The sequence below is a fragment of the Massilia sp. Root133 genome, assembly GCF_001426525.1.
Taxonomy (GTDB): domain Bacteria; phylum Pseudomonadota; class Gammaproteobacteria; order Burkholderiales; family Burkholderiaceae_D; genus Telluria; species Telluria orientalis.
Genome location: NZ_LMEW01000012.1, coordinates 67,140 through 92,011, shown reverse-complemented (window position 1 = coordinate 92,011; position 24,872 = coordinate 67,140). Strand labels below are relative to the sequence as shown.

Annotated in this window: 24 protein-coding genes; 2 read left to right on the top strand and 22 right to left on the bottom strand. The window is 66.8% G+C overall.

Annotated features, from left to right (window positions below):
- Window positions 1-126 precede the first annotated feature (126 nt).
- Window positions 127-1,671, top strand: coding sequence for a murein biosynthesis integral membrane protein MurJ (gene murJ, locus ASD28_RS11120; protein WP_056127102.1), 1,545 nt, complete (start codon window positions 127-129; stop codon window positions 1,669-1,671).
- Here murJ and ASD28_RS11115 read toward each other — a convergent pair.
- The 11 genes from ASD28_RS11115 to gspG are packed head-to-tail and all read right to left on the bottom strand — an operon-like array spanning window position 1,664 to window position 11,232.
- Window positions 1,664-2,377 (bottom strand): type II secretion system protein, encoded by a 714-nt coding sequence (locus ASD28_RS11115; protein WP_056127100.1) that lies wholly within the window; start codon window positions 2,375-2,377, stop codon window positions 1,664-1,666. The genes murJ and ASD28_RS11115 overlap by 8 nt on opposite strands.
- Window positions 2,364-2,744, bottom strand: a complete 381-nt coding sequence (locus ASD28_RS11110; protein WP_056127099.1) for a type II secretion system protein — start codon at window positions 2,742-2,744, stop codon at window positions 2,364-2,366. The genes ASD28_RS11115 and ASD28_RS11110 overlap by 14 nt, the downstream gene beginning before the upstream one ends.
- Window positions 2,745-2,748: 4 nt before the next feature.
- Window positions 2,749-3,228, bottom strand: coding sequence for a type II secretion system protein (locus ASD28_RS11105; RefSeq protein ID WP_056127097.1), 480 nt, complete (start codon window positions 3,226-3,228; stop codon window positions 2,749-2,751).
- A 7-nt stretch (window positions 3,229-3,235) separates the two neighbouring features.
- The gene (locus tag ASD28_RS11100; RefSeq protein WP_307167970.1) at window positions 3,236-5,359 is read right to left on the bottom strand and encodes a secretin N-terminal domain-containing protein; all 2,124 of its coding nucleotides are present in this window, start codon (window positions 5,357-5,359) and stop codon (window positions 3,236-3,238) included.
- The gene (locus ASD28_RS11095; protein WP_082577444.1) at window positions 5,356-5,949 is read right to left on the bottom strand and encodes a hypothetical protein; all 594 of its coding nucleotides are present in this window, start codon (window positions 5,947-5,949) and stop codon (window positions 5,356-5,358) included. The genes ASD28_RS11100 and ASD28_RS11095 overlap by 4 nt, the downstream gene beginning before the upstream one ends.
- The gene (locus tag ASD28_RS11090) at window positions 5,946-6,533 is read right to left on the bottom strand and encodes a hypothetical protein (protein WP_082577453.1); all 588 of its coding nucleotides are present in this window, start codon (window positions 6,531-6,533) and stop codon (window positions 5,946-5,948) included. Before ASD28_RS11090 ends, ASD28_RS11095 begins: the two co-directional genes overlap by 4 nt.
- Window positions 6,530-7,081 carry a PilN domain-containing protein gene (locus tag ASD28_RS11085; protein ID WP_056127095.1) on the bottom strand — a complete coding sequence of 184 codons (552 nt, stop codon included), beginning with the start codon at window positions 7,079-7,081 and terminating at the stop codon, window positions 6,530-6,532. Before ASD28_RS11085 ends, ASD28_RS11090 begins: the two co-directional genes overlap by 4 nt.
- Window positions 7,078-7,899 carry a hypothetical protein gene (locus tag ASD28_RS11080; RefSeq protein WP_082577445.1) on the bottom strand — a complete coding sequence of 274 codons (822 nt, stop codon included), beginning with the start codon at window positions 7,897-7,899 and terminating at the stop codon, window positions 7,078-7,080. Before ASD28_RS11080 ends, ASD28_RS11085 begins: the two co-directional genes overlap by 4 nt.
- A complete protein-coding gene (locus ASD28_RS11075) occupies window positions 7,892-9,583 on the bottom strand; it encodes a GspE/PulE family protein (protein WP_056127093.1) in 1,692 nt (563 codons plus the stop codon). Before ASD28_RS11075 ends, ASD28_RS11080 begins: the two co-directional genes overlap by 8 nt.
- Window positions 9,580-10,767 carry a type II secretion system F family protein gene (locus tag ASD28_RS11070; protein WP_056127090.1) on the bottom strand — a complete coding sequence of 396 codons (1,188 nt, stop codon included), beginning with the start codon at window positions 10,765-10,767 and terminating at the stop codon, window positions 9,580-9,582. Before ASD28_RS11070 ends, ASD28_RS11075 begins: the two co-directional genes overlap by 4 nt.
- A 21-nt stretch (window positions 10,768-10,788) precedes the next feature.
- Window positions 10,789-11,232: a type II secretion system major pseudopilin GspG gene (gspG, locus tag ASD28_RS11065; protein ID WP_056127088.1), complete on the bottom strand. Its 444-nt coding sequence runs from the start codon at window positions 11,230-11,232 to the stop codon at window positions 10,789-10,791.
- 473 nt (window positions 11,233-11,705) lie between these two features.
- On the opposite strand from gspG, the gene ASD28_RS11060 reads away from it, so the two are divergent.
- Entirely contained in the window at window positions 11,706-11,966 is a 261-nt protein-coding gene (locus tag ASD28_RS11060; protein WP_056127085.1) for a hypothetical protein, read from the top strand.
- On the opposite strand, the gene ASD28_RS11055 is transcribed toward ASD28_RS11060, so the two are convergent.
- The 11 genes from ASD28_RS11055 to wecB form a co-directional block, all read right to left on the bottom strand.
- The gene (locus ASD28_RS11055; RefSeq protein ID WP_056127084.1) at window positions 11,967-12,686 is read right to left on the bottom strand and encodes a LuxR C-terminal-related transcriptional regulator; all 720 of its coding nucleotides are present in this window, start codon (window positions 12,684-12,686) and stop codon (window positions 11,967-11,969) included.
- Window positions 12,687-12,688: 2 nt separating this feature from the next.
- The gene (locus ASD28_RS11050) at window positions 12,689-13,372 is read right to left on the bottom strand and encodes a winged helix-turn-helix domain-containing protein (RefSeq protein ID WP_056127081.1); all 684 of its coding nucleotides are present in this window, start codon (window positions 13,370-13,372) and stop codon (window positions 12,689-12,691) included.
- 196 nt (window positions 13,373-13,568) lie between these two features.
- Window positions 13,569-14,129 (bottom strand): NF038129 family PEP-CTERM protein, encoded by a 561-nt coding sequence (locus ASD28_RS11045; protein ID WP_056127079.1) that lies wholly within the window; start codon window positions 14,127-14,129, stop codon window positions 13,569-13,571.
- 14 nt (window positions 14,130-14,143) lie between these two features.
- Window positions 14,144-17,131, bottom strand: a complete 2,988-nt coding sequence (locus tag ASD28_RS11040; RefSeq protein WP_056127077.1) for an ExeM/NucH family extracellular endonuclease — start codon at window positions 17,129-17,131, stop codon at window positions 14,144-14,146.
- Window positions 17,132-17,232: 101 nt separating this feature from the next.
- On the bottom strand, window positions 17,233-18,261 hold the full coding sequence (locus ASD28_RS11035) for a TIGR03790 family protein (protein ID WP_056127075.1): 1,029 nt from the start codon (window positions 18,259-18,261) through the stop codon (window positions 17,233-17,235).
- Window positions 18,262-18,336: 75 nt separating this feature from the next.
- Window positions 18,337-19,050, bottom strand: a complete 714-nt coding sequence (locus ASD28_RS11030; protein ID WP_156403884.1) for a PEP_CTERM-anchored TLD domain-containing protein — start codon at window positions 19,048-19,050, stop codon at window positions 18,337-18,339.
- Window positions 19,051-19,246: 196 nt separating this feature from the next.
- Window positions 19,247-20,665 (bottom strand): mannose-1-phosphate guanylyltransferase/mannose-6-phosphate isomerase, encoded by a 1,419-nt coding sequence (locus ASD28_RS11025; RefSeq protein ID WP_056127072.1) that lies wholly within the window; start codon window positions 20,663-20,665, stop codon window positions 19,247-19,249.
- On the bottom strand, window positions 20,662-21,828 hold the full coding sequence (locus ASD28_RS11020; RefSeq protein WP_056127070.1) for a sugar phosphate nucleotidyltransferase: 1,167 nt from the start codon (window positions 21,826-21,828) through the stop codon (window positions 20,662-20,664). Before ASD28_RS11020 ends, ASD28_RS11025 begins: the two co-directional genes overlap by 4 nt.
- A gap of 18 nt (window positions 21,829-21,846) precedes the next feature.
- Window positions 21,847-22,845: a UDP-glucose 4-epimerase GalE gene (gene galE / locus ASD28_RS11015; RefSeq protein WP_056127067.1), complete on the bottom strand. Its 999-nt coding sequence runs from the start codon at window positions 22,843-22,845 to the stop codon at window positions 21,847-21,849.
- 137 nt (window positions 22,846-22,982) lie between these two features.
- The gene (locus ASD28_RS11010; RefSeq protein WP_056127066.1) at window positions 22,983-23,732 is read right to left on the bottom strand and encodes a WecB/TagA/CpsF family glycosyltransferase; all 750 of its coding nucleotides are present in this window, start codon (window positions 23,730-23,732) and stop codon (window positions 22,983-22,985) included.
- 15 nt (window positions 23,733-23,747) lie between these two features.
- Window positions 23,748-24,860, bottom strand: coding sequence for a non-hydrolyzing UDP-N-acetylglucosamine 2-epimerase (gene wecB, locus ASD28_RS11005; protein ID WP_056127064.1), 1,113 nt, complete (start codon window positions 24,858-24,860; stop codon window positions 23,748-23,750).
- Window positions 24,861-24,872: the final 12 nt, after the last annotated feature.

The following is a 24,872-nucleotide window of genomic DNA, read 5'->3' as shown; positions in this document are numbered from 1 at the left end:
TTCCAGTGCCTGCCAAACGAGTGTCTGCTAACAGAATTCAATACAGCCCTCGATTATAGCGAAGGTTTCATCGAAGGGCAAATCCTGGTTCGTTTTTGTGCAATAGCCCAGCTATAATCGCGGGCTATGAACCTACTCAAGACCCTGGCAGCCATCTCGAGCATGACGATGCTGTCCCGTATCACCGGCCTGTTGCGCGACTCCCTGTTTGCCCGCGCGTTCGGCGCCAGCGATTATACCGACGCCTTCAACATCGCCTTCCGCCTGCCCAACCTGCTGCGCCGCCTGTTCGGCGAAGGCGCGTTCTCGCAGGCGTTCGTGCCGATCCTGGCCGAGTACAAGAGCCAGAAAGGCGATGCCGCCACCCGCACCCTCATCGACCACGTCGCCAATACGCTCGTGTGGGCGACGCTCGCGACGAGCGTCGTCGGCATCATCGGCGCGCCCATCGTCCTGTACGTCATCGCCAGCGGCCTCGAAGGCCCCGCGTTCGACGCCGGCGTCGTGATGACCCGGCTGATGTTCCCGTACATCTTGTGCATGTCGTTCGTCGTGCTGGCCGGCGCCGTGCTGAATACCTGGCGCGAATTCAAGATCCCCGCGTTCACGCCCGTGCTGTGGAACCTGTCGTCGATCTTCTTCTCGCTGTTCATGGTGAAGTATTTCGACGTGCCGATCTATTCGATGGCGGTGGCCGTGATGGTCGGCGGCGTGCTGCAGGTCGGCATCCAGATCCCCGCGCTGAAGCGCATCGGCATGCTGCCGCGCCTGTCGATCAATCCGTTCGCCGGCCTGTCCGACCCGGGCGTGCGCCGCATCCTCAAGAAGATGGGCCCGGCGGTGTTCGCCGTGTCGGCCGCGCAGATCAGCCTGCTCATCAACACCAACATCGCGTCGCGCCTGGGCGCCGGCAGCGTCTCCGTGCTGCAGTACGCCGACCGCTTGATGGAATTCCCGACCGGCATGCTCGGCGTCGCGCTGGGCACGGTGCTGCTGCCCAGCCTGTCGAAGGCGAATGCGGACGGCGATCCCGCCGAATACTCGGCCCTGCTCGACTGGGGCCTGCGGTTGACGTTCCTGCTCGCGCTGCCCGCCGCCGTCGGTCTCGCCACGCTGGCCGAACCGCTGATCGCCACGCTGTTCAACTACGGCGCGTTCAACGCGCGCGCCGTCACGGCCGCCACGGCGCCGCTGATGGCCTATGCGGCCGGCCTGCTCGGCATCATCCTCGTCAAGATCCTCGCCCCGGCCTTCTATGCGCGCCAGGACATCCGCACGCCGGTCAAGATCGCCGTCGGCGTGCTCATCGCCACCCAGCTGATGAACCTCGTGTTCGTGCCGGTACTGGGCGTGGCGGGCCTCGCGCTGTCGATCGGCCTCGGTGCGTGCATCAACGCGAGCTTCCTGTTCACGGGCCTGCGCCGGCGCGCGATCTACGTGCCGCATGCGGGCTGGCTGGCGTTCTTCCTGAAAGTCGTCGTGGCCGTCGCGCTGATGGGCGCCGTGGCCTGGTTCAGCCAGGCGCAGCTCGACTGGGCCGCGCTGCGCGCCCATCCCCTGCTGCGCGCGGGCGCCCTGTTCCTCATCATTGGAGCCTCCGCCGCCGTGTATTTCGCCGTGCTGCTGGCGCTGGGCTTCCGGCCGCGCCACTTCATGCGCCGCGCTAAGTAGCCGGGACGGGCTGGGGCCCCTCCGCGGGCTCGCCCTCTTTCTCTTCCTTCTCCGGCGGCGCAGCGGCACCCGGCGCCTGCTCGGCCGGCGCGGGCGGCGTCGCGTCCCGCTCGGGAAACAGCGACGGCTGCTGCGGCGGCGTGCCCGCGGGCGGGTCCTGGAACAGCGACGGCTGGCCGGGCATTTGCGGCTTGCCCTGCGCGAGGACCTGCCCCTGCATCAACGCCTGTCCGGTCGCCGCGAACTTCCAGTCCGACACGTGCTGCTTGTTCTCGAAACCGGAAAAGCGCTTGTCGAAATTCGCCACTTTCAGCGGCTTCGCCTTCGACAGGCTGTACACGGCCAGCACGCCGCGCCGGTCGCCGGGATTGGCCCACACGATGCCCCACTCGGCCTTGCCCGTCAGCGGGTCGACGAAGATCTTGCGCAGATGCCGGCGCACGCCGGGGAAACGCGGATCCTTCAGCAGTTCCTGCAGCGACGGCGGCTGCGCCGGCTGGCCCTTCGGCGTCGCTTCGGCATACGTGCGCAGCGCCTCGCCGAACGCGGCGCCGATGTCCAGCAGTTCTTCCTCGGCGGCCGCGCGCCGCAGCAGCGCGTCGACCTTCAGCGTGGCCGCGCCGACGAGGCCGATCACGGTCACGAGGATGATGAGGCCGAGGTAAGTAAAACCGCCCTCGCGCCGCGGCGTCCTACCATTCCGCATACGGCTTGCCGTTGCGGCCCGTGCCCGGCGCGCCGCTGTGGATGTCGTGGATGCCGCCCTTGTCGCCATCCTCGGGGGGGACGACCGTCCAGGCCGAGTCGCTGTCCGCGATCGGATCGAACGGCAGCGCCGGCAGGTATTTTTTCTCGACGAGCTGCTGCAGCGAATCCGGATAGCGCCCCGTGTCCTCGTAAAACTGGTCGATCACGGCACGCGTGTTGCGCAGGTTCTCGGCGAGGATGGTCTCCTTGGTGCTGTCGACCTTCGGGAAGAAGCGCGGCGCCGCGAGCGTGAGCAGCAGCGCCACGATGCCCAGCACCACCAGCAGTTCGATCAGGGTAAAACCCCGTTGTCGTTCGACGTTCATGTCTTCACCAGCGGTCGTAGGGGATGCCGTTCAGCCCGACCTTGCCCGAGGTCGAGTAGACGTCGTACACGTCGTCGCCCTCTTTCGGCTCGTCCGGCTCGCTGGCGTAGCTGCGCTTGCCCCACGTCTCGGCATCCTTCAGGTCGGGGTCGCCGTTGAACGGGTCGCGCGGCAGGCGGCGCAGAAAAAAGATCTTCGCCTTCTTCGGGCTGCGCTGGTCCGGCACGCCCTCGACGAGCACTTCCAGCTTCGGCGGATAACCGCTGGCGCCGGCCTGGCGCGCCACGCGGCCTTCGTCGCCGGCCTTCTTGTAGGCGTCGAGGGCGGCGCGGATCTCGCGCAGCGCCACGCGCAACTCCTGTTCGTGGCGGCGCTGCAGCGCGATCTGCGCGGTCGGCACCACCAACGTGCCGAGCAGCGCCAGGATCGCGAGCGTGACGAGCAGCTCGATCAGGGTGAAGCCGCGCCGGCGCCGGGTGCTCATCTCACGCTCACTTCTGGTTCGGGAACGCGGCCTGCGACGCCGGCACGCGGTTGGCGGCCGGCTGCACGGGCGTGACCTCCGGTTGCGGCAGCGGCGTGATGTCGATCGCGGGCGCGGACGGCAGTTCCGACGGCGAGCTGGAGGCCGGCGCGGGCGGCAGCGTGCCGGTCCTGCCGACGCTGCTGGCCGGCACCATGCCGGTTTCGCCAATCACGGGCAACGGCGCGGGCGACGGCGCCGGCGGCTGCGGTTGCGACTGCGCGGCGGGCGGCTGCACGGCGCCGGCGGGCGCCGCCGGCGCGCGCGCGGGCGCAGCGGCCGGCGCCGCGCGCGCACCCTGCGCCGGAATCTGCACCGGCGTGCGCACGTTCGTGTCCGGACGGCGCCGGAAGCTGGATTCCGTGCCAGCGCTGAATTCGGAGCTCGATGCCGGCGGACGCTGCAGGGTGCGGATCAGGTGCGGCGTGATCGACAGCACGACCTCGGTCTTGTTGCGCGTGTCCTGCTGGCTGCCGAACAACCGGCCCAGTATCGGCAGGTCGCCGATGCCCGGCAGCTTCGTGCTGCTGGAGCGGTCTTCGTTCTTGATCAGGCCCGCCAGCACCTGGTTCTCGCCATCCTTCAACTGCAGCATCGTGGACGCCGAGCGCGTGCCGATGCGGTACGCCGTCGTGCCGCCCTTCGTCGTGACCGTGTCGACCAGGTTGCTGACTTCCAGCGAGATGCGGATGCCCACCTCGTTGTTCAGGTAGATCGTGGGCTCGACGTCCAGCTTCAGGCCCACGTCGACGTAGTTCACGGACTCGGACGCGAAGCCGCCCACGCCCGACGAGATGGTCGTCGTGATGGTCGGCAGCTTGTCGCCGATGACGACCTTGGCCTTTTCCTTGTTGCGCACGCGGATGCGGGGCGCGGCCAGGGTGTCGGAGTCGCCGTCCGTCTTGCTGGCGGTGATCGAACCGGCGATACCGGTCACGCCGATCGTCGTGCTGTCCAGGTGGTGCAGCTGGTCGATCGTGATCGCTCCGCCGGCCGCCGACGTCAGCGGCGCGAACGCCAGGCTCGTGGGCCAGTCGATGCCCAGGTCGAGCAGGCGGTTGCGCTGCACTTCCAGCACCTCGACGTCCAGCATCACCTCGGCCTCCGGCACGTCCTGCAGCGCCACGAGCTGCGACGCCAGCTTCACGGCTTCCGGCGTGTCGCGCAGGATCACGAGGTTGAGCTTCTCGTCCACGACGACGTCCTTCGATTTCAGGATCGTCTTGAGCGTGTTGCCGATGGACTTCGCGTCCGCATTGGCCAGGTAGAAGGTCTTCACCGTCATCTCCTGGTATTCTTTCTGCTTGGCCGCGATGTTCGGGTAGATCAGGATCGTGTTGCCGTCCATGACCTGGCGCTCCAGCTGGTTCGTCATCAGGAGGTAGTACACGGCCGCTTCCACCGTGCTGTTCTTCAGGAAGACCGACGCGCGCTGGTCCGTCTTGACGTCCTTGTCGAACAGGAAGTTCAGGCCCGAGTGACGCGCGATGACTTCGAAGATCTGCTTGATCGGGGCGTCGCGGAATTCCAGGTTGATGGGCGTGCGGAACGCGGCCGCCAGCGCCGCCTCGGGCGAATTCGCCGCGATCTTTTCGTTCACCTCGGCCAGCAACTGGCGCGCCGGTTCGTACGTCGGGCGCTCCGTCAGGATGGCGGTCAGCTTCGTTTTCGCCGCGTCGTAATCCTTGCGGTCCAGCGCGGCGCGCGCTTCGCCCATCAACACGCCGTGGCGGCGGTCGGCATCCACCTGGCGCAGGCCGGCGCGGGCGCGGTCGTTGAGCGGATCGATCGCCAGCACGCGCCGGTAGTCCGCCACGGCCAGGTCGACCTTGCCGTCGGCCAGTTCACGGTCGGCCTGCGGCAGCAGGCGGTTCGTGGCTGCATCGCGGGCGCGCAGGTACGCGGACTTGTACTGGACGTTGGCCGGATCGTCGGCCAGCGCTTCCTGGTACTTGGTGAGCCCGGCCTCGACCTTGTCCTGGGCCACGAGCTCGTTCCCTTCGCGGTAGGCCATTTGGGCCGCGCAGCCGGACAGCAGAATGGCGAGCAGCGCCGGGAGCAGGCGCCGGGCCAGAGTTGGGCGAGCGATCAATCGAATACTCCAATATTGAGCTGCTGAACCTGGTTCAGCGGGAGGTAGGTCAGGGTCAGGACCGGCGGCGCGATGGACTCGACGCGGTACGTCCCGTCGATCACGGCGCCCTTGTCGCGCACGACGTACGTGCGGTCGCCGCGCGCCAGGTAGACTTCCCAGGCGCCGTCGCCGACGGACTTGCCGATGAAGGTGAACGGCAGCGGCGGCGCGGTGGGCGGCGGTGGCGGCGGCGCGGGTTGCGGCGGCGGCGGCGGCGGGGGCGGCGGCGTCCAGTCCTGGCGCCCGAACGGACCGGCGCCGTTCTGCCCCTGGCCGAACGCGGCGTCGCCGTCCCCGATCAGCATGTCGCGCGGCACCAGCGCGAGGATCTGCTGTCCCGCGGGCGCATCGCCGGCCTGCGCCGCCGGCACGGCGGGCACCGGTGCCGGCGCGGCCGTGCGCACGAGCGCCGCCTTCGCGACGGGACGCTCGGCCGGCTCGGCGATGTCACCTTCCGGCGACCGGTCGCCGAACGCGGCCAGCAGCGCGGCGCCGACGAGGGCCAGCGCGAGGATCGCGTGGCGCGGCTTGATGTCGGCCTTCTTCATGACGGATCCGTCCCGTCGCGCAGGTACAAGGTCAGCTTCAGGCGCGCGTCCACCGTCGCGTCGCCGATGGCGTCGCGGTGGAAGGTGATCTCGTCCAGCGACGCGAACGGAATCGTGCGCAGCGCCGCCATCGCGAACTGCCAGATCGCCGCGTAGCTTCCTTTCACCGGCAGGTTGACCTGGTACGTGTACACCTTCGCGTTGCGGTCATAGCCAGGCTTGTACTCGCCCTGGCGCAGCACGAGGCCCGATTTCGCCGCGAGGCCGAACAGCGTCTTGACCTGCTGCTCGGCGCTGCCGCGCACGCCCAGTGCGCCGTAGAAGGCGGCGAGGTTGTCCGGGGCCCGCACGGGCACGGGTGCCGGCGCGGATGCAGGTGCGGGCGCGGTGGCCGCCTGCGCCTGCTGTTTCGCCTGCGCGGCGCGTGCTTCCTGCGCCCGTTCCATCGCCCACACGGCATGCAGCGTCCACGCCAGCGCGCCCGCCATCACGAACACGAGGATGCCGGCCGCCGCCACGAGCGGATTCGCGCGCAACAGCATCAGGCGCAGGCGCAGCAGCGGCGACGTCAAGGTCGTCTTCATCGCGCGGACCTCCACTGCGCATCGATCTGGAAGCGGATCGGCCGGTTCGCGTCCTGTTCGTTGATCTCGTGGCGCGCCAGCAGGACGGTCGTGAACCACTCGACGCGCTGCAGCGCCTCGACGTAGGCGATCATGTCGTCGCTGTTCTTCGCTTCCGCCGTGATGCGCACGCTGCTCTTCCTGGCGTCCGGTTCCAGCGCCAGCAGCGCGATGGTGGCGGGCGTCGCCGCCTGGACGGCGTCGTGCAGGCCGCGCCACGGGAGGTTGAGCTGCTGCACCGACGCGTTCACGGCACCGGCCTGCGCGGGCGGCACCGTGCGCGCGGGCGCGGCGACGGGTGCGCGCGCGACGGCGCGTGCCTGCGCCTGCGCGACCTGCGCCGTCCGCTCTGCTTCCACGCGCTGCAGGCTGCGGTATTGCGCGACAGTGCTCGCGAGCGGCCCCGCCAGTGCCAGAGCGGCAAGCAACAGGCTCCACGTCCCGCGCGGCGCGCGGTGCCACGTGCGCGCGAGGCTGGGCGGCGCGAAATCGATGCGGACCTTCTTCATGGCGCCCTCCCCGTCAGCGCGAGCCGCGCGCAATCGGGCCACAGCGGATCGGTTTCGTCCTCGAACAGCGTGCAGGCGAATTTCAGCCGGCCCGCGCTGCTCGCCCAGCCCTTCGGCGCCGGGCCGCAGATCTGCAGGCGCTCCGGCCGCGACAGGCCCACGCGCAGTGCCTCGCGCGCCACGTGGCCCTCGAGCCAGTCGCGGTCCGCGCCCGCGGGAATCGGCGCGGTGCGCACGGCCGCGAGCAGGTCGCCGTCGAACGCGGCAACACTCAACACGCCGCCGTGCACGACGCCGAACCACGCGCCCGCGCGGCGCACGCGGCGGTGCTGGTTCAACGCGGCGACGAATTGCGGCACGATCTCGACCAGCCTGAAACGCTGGGAGATTGCTGCCGTCGTCAGTTGTTCGAGCAGGGACAATGGCACCGCGGCCGCGAGGAACGGGCGCGCGGCATCCCAGTCCGCGCTGATGCGCCACCCGGACACGCCGGCGCCGAACAGCGCCTGGTAGCGCAGCATGGCCGCCGCTTCCAGGTCGGCGAGGCGCGTCGCGCCTTGCGGCGGCGTCACCTGCCACAGGCGCGCGAGGTCGTCGGCCAGCACCACCGTCACCGGCAGGCCGGCCACGTCATGCTCGCCCAGCAGCATGCCCAGCGCCGCGCCGAGCGACACCGGATCGGCGCCCGTCGCCGCCACCTGGCCGAGCAGGCGCGCGCGCTCGTGCGGCCAGATACTGGTGCGCACGAGCGCCAGCGCGTCGGGCGCGATGCCGATGCGCAGCGACTGGCCGAAGCTCGACTTGAAACCATTAAGCATGCAGCGTGACCCTCCGGATTTCCTCGATGGTGGTGGCCCCGCGTTTCACGAGATCCAGCGCCGCGAGACGCAGGCTGCGCGTGCCGTTGGCGGCGGCGGCGGCCTTGATGCGGCGGATCGGCTGCTTGTCGACGATCAGCTCGCGGATCTCGTCGTTCAAGGTCAGGATCTCGGCGATCGAGCGGCGGCCCTTGTAGCCGGTGCCGCGGCAATCGCCGCACCCCAGGCCGTGCATGAATTGATAGTCGTGCGCGTCGGCGCGCGTCAGGTGCGCGGACGCCAGTTCGTCGTCGGAAGGCGTGTACTGGACCACGCAGCGCGGGCAGTTCATGCGGATCAGGCGCTGGGCCCAGATGCCGTTCAGCGCCGACACGAACGCGTACGGGTCGATGCCCATGTGCGTGAAGCGGCCGAACACGTCGAACACGTTGTTGGCGTGGACCGTCGTCAGCACGAGGTGGCCCGTCAGCGCCGACTGCACCGCGATCTCCGCCGTTTCGCGGTCGCGGATCTCGCCGACCATGATCTTGTCCGGGTCGTGGCGCAGGATCGAGCGCAGGCCCTTCGCGAACGACAGCCCCTTCTTTTCATTGACGGGAATCTGCAGGATGCCCGGCAGCTGGTATTCGACGGGGTCCTCGATCGTGATGATCTTTTCGCGGCCGTTGTGGATTTCGGTCAGCGCCGCGTACAAGGTGGTCGTCTTGCCGGAGCCCGTCGGTCCCGTCACGAGCAGCATGCCGTACGCCTCCTGCGCGAGCATGCGCAGCGTCGCCAGCGACGGCGCGTCGAAGCCCAGCGCTTCCAGCGTGAGCGAGCCGTAGGCTTCGATCATCGCGCGCTTGTCGAGGATACGGATGACGGCATCCTCGCCGTGGATGCTGGGCATGATCGACACGCGCAGGTCGATCTCGCGCCCGGCCGACTCCACGCGGAAGCTGCCGTCCTGCGGGATGCGGCGCTCGGCGATGTCCAGCTCCGCCAGCACCTTCAGGCGCGAGACGATGTGCTCCGCCAGCTCGATGCCGCCGACGGACGCCGCGTGATCCAGCACGCCGTCCACGCGATATTTCACCGCGAGTCCGCCCGCGGTGCTCTCCAGGTGGATGTCGGAGGCACCGGCTTTCAAGGCGTCGTACAAGGTCGAGTTCACGAGCTTGACGGCGGGGCTCGCGGCTTCCGACACGGACGCGAACGACAGCACCGTCGCGCTCTTGCCGTCGCGGCGCCCCTCCCCGCTGTCGCCGACGAGCGTGTCGACGGCGCGCGCGGATTCCTCGTGCTTGCCGAGATAGGCCTGGATGTCCGATTGCAGCGCGAGGCGCAGGTGCAGCGGAGACGCCGCCGTCGCGCCGGCCTGCGCCTGCAGCCACGTCTGCAGGTCGAGGTCGAACGGATCCGCGATCACGCCCGTCAGGTGTTTCGCATCGTCGCGCAGCAGCACGCAGTGGCGCGCGAGCGCCTGCGCCAGCGGCAGCAGGTCGAACGCGGGCTGCTGGCCGAACATCTCCGGCGTTTCCATCGTCGACAGCCCAAAGGGCTCGGCCAGCAGGCGCACGATCTCGCGCGGCTCCAGGCCCGACAGGCCCTGCAGCTCTTCGACGAGGGAACGGCGCGATTGCCGGCTCTGCGCGCGCGCGCGCGCCAGCAATGCGGCATCCAGGGAGGCGAGCGGCGCGTTCACGACATGTCTCCGGCGAGATCGAAAATGGGCATGTACAACAGCACGACGATGGCGCCGACGACGAGGCCGATGGCCGCCATCAGCAGGGGTTCGAAAGTACGGGTGAAGCGGTCGATCCAGCGGCCGATCTCGCCGTCGTAGAACGCGGCCGAACGCGTGAGCATCGTGCCCATCGAGCCCGTGCGCTCGCCCACGCGCAGCATGCGCAGCGAGATCGGCGTCGTCAGGCCGTTCGCCTCGAACGCGTCGGACATCGGCCGTCCCGCCTCGATCGCGGCGCGCGCCGCTTTCAGGCCGCCGGCGATACCGGGCGATACCATGCCCTGCACGGTGTCGATCGCGTTCACGAGCGTGATGCCGCCTTCGTTGAGCATGCCCAGCGTGAGGTACAGGCGCGAGAGTTCATAGATGCGGGCGCGCTCGCCGATGCCGGGCAGCCTGGCCAGCAGGCGCGCGGCGCCGCCCTGTTTCAGGGCACGCCGGATCGCCCAGGCGGCCAATGCGACGAAGGCGGCGAAGCCGATGAAGAGTCCCCCCGCATGCCGGCCCGCGAACTGGCCCCAGTCCAGCATCAGGCGCGACATCCACGGCAGGTTGCGGCCCGCGCCCTGGTACACCTCGGCGAAGCGCGGCACGACGTACGACATCAGAAAAATGCTCACGCCGCCGCCCACGAGCAGCAGGATCGCAGGATAGATGGACGCGCTGACGACCTTGGCGCGCACGGTGTCGATGCGCTGCTGGTATTCGATATAGCGTTCGAGCGCGCGCGGCAGGTCGCTGGTCCCCTCGGCCGCGCGCACGATGCCCACGTAAAGCGGCGGGAACAGCGCGGGCTGCGCGGCCATCACGGCCGACAACCGCTTGCCTTCGCGCAGGCCGGCCAGCAGCCGTTCCAGCACGCTGCGCGTGGCGGGACTGGTTTCCTTTTCCAGCAGCGCTTCCAGGCCTTCGACGATACCCAGGCCCGCCGTCAGCAGCGCGAGCAGTTCCTGGCTGAACAGCACGAGCGACAGCTTGCCGCCGCGCTGGCGGCGCAGCAGCGGCGCCTGCACGGGTTCGATCGCGCTGACGAACAGCCCGCGCGCCTCGACCTGGCGGCGCGCGTCCGCCTCGTCGAGGGCGTCGACGAGCACGCTGGCGATGCGCATGTCGGGCGCAAGGGTGCGAACCGCGAACTGCATGGGAGCGACAGGCGGGAGGCGTTATTGGGAGCTGAGGTCGGCGTTCTCGCCTTCGCCGCCCGGCTGGCCGTCCTTGCCGAGCGAGAGTACTTCATACTCGCCCTTCGTGCCGGGCGCGCGGTACTGGTAGGCGTGGCCCCACGGATCGAGCGGGACACCCTTCTTCAGGTACGGACCGTTCCACTTGCCGGACGCCGTCGACGGCGCCGTGAGCAGCGCGGCCAGGCCCTCCTCCGTCGTCGGATAGCGGCCGACGTCGAGGCGGTACGTGTCCAGCGATTTTTCGAACGCTTCGATCTGGGCCTTGGCGACCGTGACCTCGGATTTGCCCAATTGGGAGAAATATTTCGGGCCGACGTAAGCCGCCAGCAAACCGATGATAACGATAACTACCAAGAGTTCAAGCAGGGTAAAACCAGCCTGGCGGACCCGCGCGGCGGTGTCCTGGTTCTGCACACGATACATCCAACCGACTCCTCTATTGCTTTAGTGTAAAGCCTTGCGTGAAGGCTACCATGGCCCCGTCATGGCGACAAATCATTTTCCCGCATCGATCGTCGGTGGAATTCGCGAACGGATTTCTTGTTCGCAAAATTTTAACCGCGTTCTACTTGCCTGAACACTGTTACAGCAATCGTCCCCCCATCCCTGGGGTCGGGGATGACGGACTGCCTAGCATACCCCGTTATCTGTGTGAAATCCTTTATGATTTTTCGTTAATTGAAGAAGGATTTATGTGGTTTTTGCGCGATTTTTTCTCGACTGCATTTAAAGTTTCTTTGAGGATATTTCCTAACATCATCGCTTATCGTCGCTTATTTCCACGCGAAAATCTTTCGAAAAGATAATATTTGCACGAAATTAACAACAAAAATATTGAGCCACGGAAAAACCGAGGTTACAGTGACGCATCGATGAGTTTTGCGTTGCCTTGAATCATGAAAATCTCCGCTTTCCGTACCGCTGTCGCCGTCACCCTCGCCACCCTGCTCGCCGCCTGCGGCAGTGGCGCCCAGATCGACCAGCCGGTCCAGACCGCCGCGATGACCGGCAGCGCCGCCCAGGTCGCCTCGGCCAACTCGCCCGCCCCGGATTGCGCGGCCGATGGCTGCCAGGGCCTGCGCATCATCGACGCGAACGCCGAAGCCTACCGCTACGAAGCCATGCGCCGCGCCGCCGCCGACGCACCGCAGTCCTGATCACTGCTCCAGCAGCCGTAAATCCATGCAGCGCGCCAGCGCATGCGCCCGGTTGTTGACGCCGAGCGTGCGGTAGATCCGCTGCAAATGGTTCTTGACGGTCAGCGCACTGATCCCCAGCAACCTCCCCACCTCGTCATTGCTCTTCCCCGCCCGCAGCCAGCCGATGATTTCGGTCTCGCGCGCGGAGAGCGCACGTGCCGGCGCCCCGTCCACGGCCGTCCGCGCCACCGGCAGCCTTCCCAGCGCCAGGTGCAGGTGCGGCAGCAGCAGCTCCAGGAAATACGCGTGACGCGCCGTCGGCCGCGCCGCCAGGCCGAACATTAAAAACACGCTGCCCCCGGCGCTCGTCGGCCCGGTGCCATGCGCGAGAACGTTGTCGAACCCCAGCCGCAGGATCTCGCCGCCCAGGCCGTCCGGCGCCTCGTGCGCGTCGATCGCCGCTGCCAGCCGTCCACCGCGCGCGATGCGCAGCGCCAGATCGGTCAACGCCTGCTGCGCCCCCGGCGCCAGCACGGTGCCGTGCAGGCATTCCACCCGCGCCAGCGCGCCGCCATGGCCGAATTGCAGGCACACGAGCACCCGGTGCGGCAACAGCGCCTGCACCTGGCCCTGGGTCCACAGGAAGAACTGGTGCGGGCCGGCCACGCGCAGGCCGGACTCGATGGCGCACAGCAGGTATTCCTGCTCCTGGCGGCTGAGGATGACGACGGGGTCCACGGTCAGGCCACGAAGCGGTAGCCGGTGCCGCGCACCGTTTCGATATGCTCCTGGTGACCGCTCGGCTGCAGCGCGTGGCGCAGGCGGCCCACGTGGGCGTCGACGGTGCGCTCCTCCAGCACGGCGTGCCGGCCCCAGACCTTGTCCAGCAATTGCGAGCGGGTGTGCACCCGCTCCGGATGGTGCATGAGGAAGTTTAGTAAACGGAATTCGACGGGCCCCAGCGCGATGGGGCTCGCCCCGGCCACCACGCGCTGCGTGTACGGATCGAGGTGCAGGCCCGCCATCTGCACGGCGTCGACGGACGCATGCGGCGCACGCCGGCGCAGCACGGCCTGCATGCGGGCCAGCAGCTCGCGCGGGTTGAACGGTTTCGTCAGGTAGTCGTCGGCGCCGGCCTCCAGCGCGAGGATCTTGTCGTGCTCCCCTGCGCGCGCGGACACCATGATGATGGCGATCCCGCGCGTGCGCGCCTGCGCGTGCAGGCGCCGGATCAGCGCTTCGCCCGACTGGCCGGGCAGGTCCCATTCCAGCAGCAGCATGTCGGGGACGGCATCGTCGAGCAGGACGAGCGCCGACTCGGCGTTCGCGCACAGGCGGACGTCGTGGCCGGCACGGGCCAGGTTCAGTTCCAGCAGTTGGCGGACGGCCGGGTCGGGGTCCACCACGAGGACATGTGCGCGCATATAAGATCCTTGTCTCGGCGACAACAGGAACGAATATGCACTAAGCAAAGTCCGATGAACAATATGATTTCTATTTGGAATTCATATGTTTAACAAATAAATAAACCCACCGTCGTTCCCGCCCAAGTTTGCATGCTGGGCGCTCACGCAAGATTGGGTCCCTGCCTTCGCAGGGACGACGTTTTGGGATCGCAGGTCAGGCGCGGCGCCGCTGCATCGCCCCCAGCAAGACCAGGCCGGTCGCGACGATCAACCAATCCTCCGGCTCCGGCACCGGATTCACGGTCGCGAAGCCGGGATCGACGGCAATCGCCGCCGGCTCCCCCGCCACCAGGCTGATCTGCGCCGCCTGGAACGACAGGTAGTCGCCCACGCTGTCGAGCAGGCTGACCGACAGCCCGATGCTGCCGCCGTCCGTCGGCACGCCGCCGAACATCACGTCGAAGCCGAATTTGCCGCCCAGCGTGATCGACTGGAAGAACTCCGAGAACGCGTCGCTCGAGAACGTGTACGAACCGCCCGATTGCACCACGTTGTCGAGCGACGGCGTCCCCGTGAAGGCTCCGTCCAGGCCGCTGATCGTCGCCGTTAGCACGTCGCTCGTGGCGAACGGCAGGAAGTCGATCTGCATGTAGCCGTCGCCGCTCGTGCCCGTCGTGTCGAGGGCCACGTGGTAGACCGGGTTCGCGCTCGCGGCGCCGGCCAGCAGGGACAGCGCCAGCAGCGCGCGGGAGAAGAAGGTTTTCAGGTTCATCATGTGCGGTCTCTCAATCAAAAGGTGCCGGAATACAGTTTGGACGTGAACGTGATGCTCGTCTTCGACGGGTTCGTGAAGGTCAGCGCCACGGTCACGGCCGCGCCCGGTGCGAGGGTCGTGCCCGGCAAGGTCACGTAGGGCGCGCCGTTGAAAGCGCCGCTCTTGTTGTCGAGCGTGACGCCGGCCGGCAGGCCCTGCAGCACGTATTGCAGCGGGCCGGACAGCGCCGCGCCGCTCGTGTTCGTGAACGTCACGTTGCCGCTGAATTTACCGGTGACGCGGTTGTAGCCGAGCGTGCCCGGCACGATCTTCACGCTGGCCGTGACGTCGGCGTAGGCCGGCGCCAGGTTCAGGCTCACGACGACCGGATCGTGGTCGGACGCGCGGAACGGATTGTTCACGTACGGGTCGTCGGCCGTGTCGCCGAGGTTGTAGTCGATCGCATCCGGCTCGTCCGCATTGTTGTGCCACTCGGTCACGCCGGCCACCTGCGGGTCGAGGGCGCTGCTGGCCAGCGCGTGGTCGAGGTAGCCGCTCTGGCCGTCGAACACGTACGAATACGGGGTGCCGTTCGGCCGCACGAAGCGCTCCAGCTCGTTGACCATGCCATTGTCCGTCAAGTACGCGATCGGGTCTTCATGGCCATACGCGTTGAAGTCGCCCACGGCGAGCACGTCCGGATCGCCTGCGGCGGCCACGACGGTCGGGATAAAGTAGGTGAACAGGCGCTTGGCCTGCAGCACGCGGGTGGCGGTCCAGCAACCCTGGCCGTCGCCGCTGTCCGTGTCGCCGGCACCCGCGCCGCCGCAGCTGCCCTTCGACTTCAGGTGGTTGACGATCAGCGAGAACTTCGCGCCGTTCGCGTTGACCTTGAACGTCTGGGCCATCGGCGGACGGTTGTTGACGGCGTCGCCGTCCGACAGCGCGCCGCCCACCGGCGTCAGCACGGCCGGTTTGTAGATCATCGCCACGCGGATCGCGTCCGTGCCCGTCGCGGCCGGTTTCGCCACGTAGGCGTACGTCGGCGTGGGCGCGCCGATCGCCTGGTTCAGCGCGTCGACGAGGTAGCTCACCGTGATGTCGCCGTTGTTCTGGATTTCCATCAGGCCGACGGCGTCCGCGTTCATCGCTTTCAATTCATTGACGATCTTGTCGCGCTGGCGGTTGAACTCGGCCAGGTTGTCGGCGCCGCGGCAATTGCTCCTGGACGGTGCGGACGAGCCGATCGTGCAGCCCTGCCCCGTGCGGCCCCACGCGTCGGTGCCGTCCGTGAACGTCGTGAAGAAGTTCAGCACGTTGGCGCTGGCCACGCGAACATTGCCCGCCACGACGGTCGGCGCATCCTCGCGTGCGTTCGTGCGGCTGAACACGGGCGTCTCGGTCGGTTGCAGCTTGTACCAGCCGCCGCCCCCGCCGATGGCGCCGAAGTCGAGTACGCCGACGAGGTCCGTCACCGTATCGCCCGCGCGCACGGTCTTGTCGACAGCGAGGTAAGGGATGTGCGGCGGCACGGTGAAGATGCCGTCGTCCAGGACCACCATGTTCTGCGCGTTGGCGGCGATCAGCGCGTTCGCGTCAAGCGTGCCGGCGCGGTAGCGGTTCGTCGGCGTCTCGCGGCGGCCGTTGGCCAGCACCAGTTCGCCGCGGTCGCCCAGGTAGCTGTTGCCGTTGACGGTCAGCGGACTCGTGAAGCGCACGAGCATGCCTTCGTAGTGGCTCAACTCGGTCGGCAGGTCGATGTTGACGGGCTGGATCGTGTTGCCGCTGCCGAGGACCGTGGCGGCACTGACGTCCTTCAGTTCCGTGTACGAGCGTTTCGCACCATTCGGCGTGAACTCCGTCACGGTGCCCGTCACGCGCACGAGGTCGCCTTCTTTCACCGCGGCTGCGGTCGAGGCGCCGAACACGAAGATCGCGTCGGACGTGTCCGGATCGCCGTCGCCCTGCGGATCCTGGATGGTGAAGCCGCTGCCCAGTTTCTTCGTGACGACGCCGGACGTGGTCTGCACCGTGTTCACGTACGGGCTCGCCAGGCCGCTGCCCTGGATCTGCGGGATCTTGACGAGGCCGCTGACGGCCACGTTGACGGTGCAGCTCGCGGTCTGGCTCGCGTCGTTGCCGAACGTGATCTCGACCGGATATGTGCCGGCCGGCAGGCTCGCGTCGACGACCAGGGTCGCGGTCGCCGTACGGTTATCGGCCGTGGCCGGCGTGAAGCCCGTCAGGCTGATGCCGGACACGGCGCCCTTGCTGATGGCGGCCTTGTCGACGAGGCTGTCGGCGTCGCTCGCCTGCAGCGGCGCGGTCGTGCCGGTGCCCACGTCGATGCCCACGCTGCCCGGGCAGGCCAGCACGATCGGCTGCGGCAGCGGTCCGCCGCTGCACGACACGCGTTCGCTGGCCGTGGTGCGCGGGCTTGCTGCGCCGGTGACGAAGTCGCTGCTATTGTCGTTGGAGTCCAGGCACCCATTGTTCTTGCGAATCACGGCCAGCGTGTTCGACGGCGCCGGCGTCGCGCCCGAGCCTTCGTAATAGCCGGCGGTGGTGCCGAAGCCGACGAGGTCGACGACGTTGTCGACCGGCTTGCCGCCCGCCAGTGCCGTGATCGAGTTGACGAGCGCGACCTTGCCGGCCGTCGCGCTCATCGGGATGGTGCCGGTGGCGTCCGGCGTCAGCGCGTCGGTGCCGCCGCTGCCCAGCGCCTCATGCACGAGGTAGTACTGGCCGGCCGCCAGCGTGACGCTGGCGGGCAGCTTCGTTACCTGCCAGCTCGTTCCCGTGGCCGATGCGTATTGCACGCTCCAGTTCGTCAGGGTGACGGCCGTGTCGCCCGTGTTCAGCAGCTCGATGTAATCGTTCTTGTAGGTGGCGCCTGAGTTGCCCCCGCCGCCGTAGACCTGGCTGATGACGACGCCGCCCGGCGCGGCGAACACGGGTGCCGCTAGGGCCGCCAGCAGCGCGGCCAGCACGGTCATGCGTCCTGGAGAATGCAAATGTGTCATGGGTTATCCTGGAAATGATTTGTCAATGCAACACTTAACAAATGTATATTAAATGCACAAATTGACAACATCATGACCACGGATTAGTCCGAACGGACCAATCAGCGTTTGCGGTAGGGCGCAGCCAAGGGTTCGCCGATGAACAGGCCCTGCGTGGGCCAGGCGACGCTCTTCCAGTAGGCCTCGATTGCGCTATTGCCCTGCACATAGTGCTTGAGCAGCACCGCCGGATTCGGGAATTTCTGCCAGTGGTTGCAGGGCTCGCTGACGGTGCCGTAACTGGCGGTCGCGCCCGCTTCCAGCCAGCGCAGGCTGCTCATCTGCTCGCCGCCGAGCAGGTCGCCGCCCAGCGACGTCAGGTGATCCGCCAGCGCGCCGGGCAGGAAATGCAGCGTGTCCAGTTTGGCGACCTCGGCCATGCCCGTCTCGTAGATCATGACGTCCTGCGCGCCGTCCAGCACGTCGGCCTGCATCGTCTTCGTCGCCAGCTTGCGCGCGGCGATCCTGCCGGCTGGCGGGAAGAACTGCGCGCGGGAATTGCGCGCCTTTTCCGACGTCGCCAGGAAGTAGGCGGTGGCCGGCACGATCCGGAAACCCGCGCCGGCGCCGCGGTCGATAAGGGCTTTCGCCTGCTCCACGGATTCCGTCGGCAGCAGCATCGAGATGCGGATCTTCAGGTCGGTGTAGGGACGAGGAGAACTGGAATTGAAGTAAGGGCTCGGCCGTCCCGGCAAACACGTCTTGATGCACTGGTCGGGATCGAACCCGAGGCTGTAGGCGCCCGTGATCGAATTGCACGCGACCTTGTACGGCGCGGTCCACACCATCAGCACGGCCTGCACCTCGGGCCGCAGGTGCGCGTCGATCTCTTCCTTCAGTTGCGCGAAGCGTTCCGGACTGATCTCGTGCGGCTTGCCGGGAATGCGCACGTGCACGACATTGGCCGCCGGGATGCCGCGCCGCTTGCGGTAATACTCGCCGACCTTGACGCTGTTCGGCTCGGCATCGTTGATGACGATCGCCAGCTGATCCGGCTGGAGGTTGGAAGCGCTGACGAACTGGGCGCGGGCCGGTGCCGTCAGGACGGCGGCGAGGAGCAGAAAGAGGCAGAGTCTCGGGATCCGGATCATAGGCAGTGGCAACGTAATGAAAGACGGGAGCGCGAGGCTCCCATTCATCATGCCACAGCTTGCAAGGCAAACAACTTAGGAACGGCTTAGCGTACGCTTGCGCACGGTAACGCCGAGGATGCAGATGCCAGCCAGCAGCATCGCGACGTTCCCGGGCTCCGGCACGGGCGAAATCGCGAACACTTCCATTGCATTCAGCTTCACGATCTCGCCGTGCAGGCTGCCGTCGATGATGCTGTAGCCTTCGTTCGCCGGATTTCCATAGCTCAGTTGCCACGACGTGGCGGCCGTCAACGCGTCGTTGACGTACAGGTCCGGCCCGGAACCGAAGATGGGACCGTAGCCGGCCTCGTTGTACGTCTGGCGCAAGCCCTGGCTCGGCAGCACGTAGTCGGTGAGGACTTGCCGGTACACGGCCGGGGTCGTCATGTTGAACAGGAAGGCCGTGCGCTGCCAGTCGCGCTGGGTCTCGTGCCAGCCTTCGCTTGAGGCCCAGCCCTGCGGGTTGTAGCCGCCCACGAGGTAGCTCGCGCCGGCGTCGTTCGTCACGTCGAACAGGGTGAAGGTCGCGCCCTTCCCGTCCGCGCCGGCATGGAAGGCGTCCGACGTATCGCCGGGACGCAGGGTGTACACATTGTTGAGGTTGAATTCGCCGGCGCCGAGCCAGCGTTCGAGTTGGGCGTGGCTGTCCGCGTCCAGCAGAGCAGATCCGCCGATGATATCGCCTGCCGCCGCCGTGCCGCCGACGCCGGCGAGCGCGCATGCCGCGATGATCGTCTTCATCTTCATGATGTTCCCCCGATGGGTTTCGACGATGCATTGTATGCCGCATGCGCGCGGCCATACGCACTGTAGACCTGGGGAAAACACATCAACACCTGACCGTCGCGAGCGGCAGCGGATTGGCCGGGGCGCGCAGCCCGAGAAGCGCAGCTGTACTGACGTACAGCGAGCATCGCAGGCCAAAGCCGCAACGCGCAGCAGGTCAGGCGCGCTTGTAGATGTCCTCGAAGCGGACGATGTCGTCCTCGCCGAGGTAGCTGCCCGACTGCACTTCGATCAGGTGCAGCGGCAGCTTGCCCGGGTTTTCGAGGCGGTGCGTCATGCCGATCGGGATGTACGTGGACTCGTTCTCGGACAGCAGGGTGACGTTGTCGCCGCACGTGACGCGGGCCGTGCCGGACACGACGATCCAGTGCTCGGCGCGGTGGTGGTGCATCTGCAGCGACAGCTTTTCGCCCGGCTTCACGCAGATGCGCTTGACCTGGAAGCGGTCGCCCGCGTCGATGCCTTCGTAATAGCCCCACGGACGGTACACCTTCGTGTGGTACAGGTGTTCCGTGCGCTCGTTGCCCTTGAGGTGGTCGACGACGTTCTTCACGCGCTGGACCATGTCCTTGTGCGCGACGAGCACGGCATCGTTCGTCTCGACGACGACGAGGTCCTTCACGCCCACGACGGCCACGATGCGGCTCTCCGCGCGCACGAGCGTGTTGCTCGTGCTGTCGAGGTAGACGTCGCCGCGGATCGCATTGCCGTTGGCATCCTTGTCCTGCACGTCGGCCAGCGCCGACCAGGAACCGACGTCGCTCCAGCCGATGTCGGCCGCGACGACGACGCCGTCGCGCGTGTGTTCCATCACCGCGTAGTCGATCGAATCGGACGGGCTCGCGGCGAACGCGGCTTCGTCCAGGCGGCAGAAGTCCAGGTCGCGGTAGGCCGACTGCACGGCGGCGCCGGCAGCCTCGGCGATCGTCGGCGCGTGCTTCCCGATCTCGGCCAGGAAGCGGTCGGCACGGAACATGAACATGCCGCTGTTCCAGTAAAAGCCGCCGTCGGCGACGAAGCCTTCGGCCGTGTTTCGGTCCGGCTTTTCGACGAAGCGCTCGATCTTGTAGCAGTCGTCGCAGCCCGGCAGCGGTTCGCCGCGGCGGATGTAGCCATAGCCCGTTTCCGGGGCGCTCGGCACGATGCCGAACGTGGCCAGCGCGCCCTGTTCCACCTGCGCCGCCGCGCGTTCCACGGCAACGCGGAACGCTTCGTTCTTTTCGATCACGTGGTCGGCCGGCAGCACGAGCATCACGGCGTCCGGATCCTGCGCTTTCAGGAAGGCCGCCGCGGCTGCCACGGCCGGGGCCGTGTTGCGGCCCGCCGGCTCGAGCAGGATGCCGTGCGGCGTGATGCCGACGCCGCGCAGCTGCTCGGCCACGAGGAAGCGGTGCTCATTGCCGCACACCACCAGCGGCGCCATCAACCCCGGCCAGCCGCGGACCCGCAGCGCGGTTTCCTGCAGCATCGTCTTGTCCGTCACCAGCGGCAGCAACTGCTTGGGCATCACTGCCCGCGACAGCGGCCACAAACGGGTACCGGCACCGCCGGAGAGGATGACTGGGTAAATTTTCATGCGTTGGCTTTCTCTAATGTCTTGTCTGTTTCTTCGGCCTGCTCTGTGCGCCGGCTGCGTCGACGGTCGCGCGCGTTCAGCCACTCCGACGAGCTGTACTCGGAGGAATGCTTCATCTCCCCGGCACGGTCGATGCTGTAGTCTTTGAAAACGATCATTTCATGTAACGTCACGTCGTTCAGCACGCGAGTGTACTCGAAAAGCACACTGCGGACGACCTCGGCACCCTCGCAGATGTGGCTGCCGTGGCCGATCCACGTGGGGCCGATGATCGTGGCGCCGGCCTCGATCTTGACGCCGGAACCGATGTAGACGGGGCCCTTGATCGTCGTGCCCCGCCAGTCGATGCTCGTGTTCAGGCCGGTCCACAGGCCGGGCTCGATCTGGATGCCCGGCACATCCATATGGTTGACCTCACCAGTCAGCACGTTCTGCAGCACTTCCCAGTAATCGCTCACGCTGCCGATGTCCAGCCAGTTGAACGGACGGCCCTGGGCATAGAACGGCATGCCCTTTTCGGCCAGCAGCGGGAACAGTTGGGAACCGATGTCGAATTCCACGCCCGACGGGATCAGGTCGATCACTTCCGGCTCGAAGATGTAGATGCCGGTGCTGATGAAGTTCGACAGCGCGTCTTCCTGCTTCGGCTTTTCCTGGAACTGGGTGATGCGGCCGTTCTGGTCGGTCACGACGACGCCATAGCTCGACACCTTGTCCCACGGGACTTCCTTCGTGATGACGGACGCCATGGCACCCTTGCGGCGATGTTCCGCCAGGGCAGCCTTGAGGTCCAGGTCGATCAGCGCGTCGCCGCACAGGACGATGGTCGTGTCGTCGAAGAAGCCGCCGAATTCCTGGATCTTTTTCATGCCGCCGGCCGAACCGATCGGCACGGCGACGACTTCGCCGTCTTCCTTCGTGTAGCCTTCGAAGGAATAGCCGATCTGGACGCCGTACTGCTCGCCCTCGCCGAAGTATTCCTCGATCTTTTCGTGCAGGTGGCTGACGTTCACCATGATCTCGGTCACGCCGTGCTTGCGCAGGTGCTCGATCAGGTAGGCCATCACGGGCTTGCCCAGCACGGGGATCATCGGTTTCGGCAGGTCATAGGTCAACGGACGTACACGCGTACCTTTGCCTGCTGCAAGAATCATCGCTTTCATGGTTCGGTCCTCATACGTTTATTTTGGGGTAGTCTGGTAGCGCCAGGAATCAGCGCACATCTGAGCGATGTCACGCTGCGCGGTCCAACCGAGTTCCTCGCGCGCTTTCGTCGGGTCGGCGTAGCACTTGGCAATGTCGCCGGGGCGACGGTCAACGATCTGGTAGGCGATCGGCTTGCCGCAGGCCTTCTCGAAGGCATGCACCATTTCCAGCACGCTGTTGCCATTGCCGGTGCCGAGGTTGTACGTGTGCAGGCCGGCACCCTGTGCCAGCTTGTCCAGGGTCTTGACGTGGCCGATGGCCAGGTCGACGACGTGGATGTAGTCGCGCATGCCGGTGCCGTCCGGCGTCGGGTAGTCGCCGCCGAACACGGACAGCTTTTCGCGCTGGCCGTTGGCGACCTGGGCGATGTACGGCACCAGGTTGTTGGGGATGCCGTTCGGCTCCTCGCCGATCAGGCCGCTTTCATGGGCGCCGACCGGGTTGAAATAGCGCAGCAGGGCGATGCGCCAATCCGGCTCGGCCTTGAACACGTCGCGCAGGATGTCTTCGATCATCAGCTTGCTGCGGCCATACGGATTGGTGGCCGACAGCGGGAAGTCCTCCTTGATCGGCACCGAGGCCGGATCGCCATACACGGTGGCCGACGACGAGAACACGAGCGTCTTGCAGCCGAACTTGGCCATCGTCTCGAACAGCGCGACGCTGCCGTAGACGTTGTTGTCGTAGTAGCGCAGCGGCTGCGCCACCGATTCGCCGACCGCCTTCAGGCCGGCGAAGTGGATCACGGCATCGATCTTGTGTGCACCGAACACGGCTTCCATGGCCGCGCGGTCGCGGATGTCGCCTTCGACGAATTCGAAAGGCTTGCCGGTGATCTTTTGCACGCGGTCTTGCACGGAACGCACCGCGTTGTACAGGTTGTCGTACACGACCACGTCGTGGCCGGCGTTCTGCAGTTCCACGACGGTGTGCGAACCGATGTAACCCATGCCGCCAGTAACGAGAATCTTCATGAATGCTCTTCTTTCTTAAAAGTGTTGCCGCCGCCGTGCCCATTCCTTGAGCCGGCGCGCATCGTTATGTTGTCGGCGCGGGACTCCTCCCGCGCCATCCCTGTCTGGTGTTTTGGTGTACTGCAACCTCGTGGACGCTATCGTGCGCTCTTCAACTTCAACTCCTTGAGGAACAGCCAGATGAAGGCCATGTCCTCGATAAAATACCGACGGAACATACGGCGCGGCTCCTGCAGGAAACGGTAGAACCATTCCAGCCCGGACTTCTGCATCCAGAGCGGGGCGCGCTTGACGTGTCCGATCGCCACGTCGAAGGTCCCGCCGACGCCCATGGCGAACGGCACCTTCATCTCGGCCTGCCAGCGGCCGAGGAACTGCTCCTTCTTGGGCGAACTGATCGCCACGAACAACAGGTCGGGGCGCGCGGCGCGGATCTGCTCGACCACGTCCGCTTCTTGCGCCTCGCCCTTCCAGTAACCGTTGCGGTAGCCGGCCAGCACCAGGTTCGGGTATCTGTGCCGGTACGTGGCTGCCACCTTGCTCACCACTTCTTCTTTGGCGCCGAGCAGGAACACGCGCCAGCCCTTCTCGCCCGCGCGCCGCATCAGCGCCTCGAACAGGTCGCAGCCCGCGACCCGTTCCTTCAGCGGCCGGCCCAGCAGGCGCGACGCCCACACGACCGGCATGCCGTCGACATTCACGAGCGCGCAATCGTTGATGATCCGGCGCAGTTCCGGATCGCGGCTGGCCTTGACCAGCTTGTCGACGTTGACCACCACGTGTTGATGGGGCCGTCCGCTATGGATGAACCCCTCGACCGTCTGCAATGTCTCTTCCATCGTCAGGTTGTCGATGGAGCACCCCATCAGCGTGATGCGCTCGTTCATGTCTACTCCATGGCGTTATCCGCGGATTTCCTTCGTCAGGACGTCCACGATGCGTTCCGCCGCCTTGCCGTCCCACAGGTGCGGCCGGCGGCCCTGCTTGCCCTCGCCGCGCAGGATCTTGCGCGCCTCGAGGAGGATCGCGGCCGGGTCGGTGCCGGCCAGCACGTTCGAACCTTCGTCCACGGTCACGGGGCGTTCCGTGTTCTCGCGGATCGTGACGCAGGGCACGCCCAGCGCCGTCGTTTCTTCCTGCAGGCCGCCGCTGTCCGTCAGCACGACGGCCGCGTCCTTCCACAGGTTCAGGAACGCCATATAGGCCTGCGGGCCCGCCAGGGTGATGTTCGGACCGAGGTCGATGCCGAACTTCTCGATGTTCGCGCGGGTGCGCGGGTGCACGGGGAAGATCAGCGGCAGGTCGGCCGCAATTTCCTTCAGCGCGCCGGCGATGCGCGCGAACGTGGCCGCATCGTCGACGTTGCTCGGACGGTGCAGCGTCACCACACCGTAGCGCTGGCTGGCGTTCTTGCGTTCGGCCTTCCACTTGCTCGTCTCGAACGCGGACGCGTCCGCGCTGCCGAGCTTTTCGGCCTGGTACAGCACGTTGTCGACCATCACGTGGCCGACGTAGTGGATCGCGTCCTCTTTCTTGCCTTCGCGGCGCAGGTGTTCCACGGCCGACGGCTCCGTGACGAAGAACCAGTCGGAGATGCTGTCCGTGACGAGACGGTTGATTTCCTCCGGCATCGCCATGTCGAAGCTGCGCAGGCCGGCCTCGACGTGGGCGACCGGGATGTTCAGTTTCTTGGCGACGATCGAGCACGCGAGCGTCGAATTCACGTCGCCCACGACGAGCACGGCGTCCGGGCGCTCGCCCTGGCACAGCTCTTCGAAGCCGATCATGATCTTGGCCGTCTGCTGGGCGTGGCTGCCGCCGCCTGCCGCCATGAACACGTCCGGCTGCGGGATGCCCAGTTCTTCGAAGAACACATCGTTCATCTCGCGGTCGTAGTGCTGCCCCGTGTGGATGATCTTGAACGCCGGCGCATCCGCGCGTGCCTGCAGCGCGCGCACGATCGGCGCGATCTTCATGAAGTTGGGGCGGGCACCTGCGACCAGATAGATGAGCATTTGAAACAATCC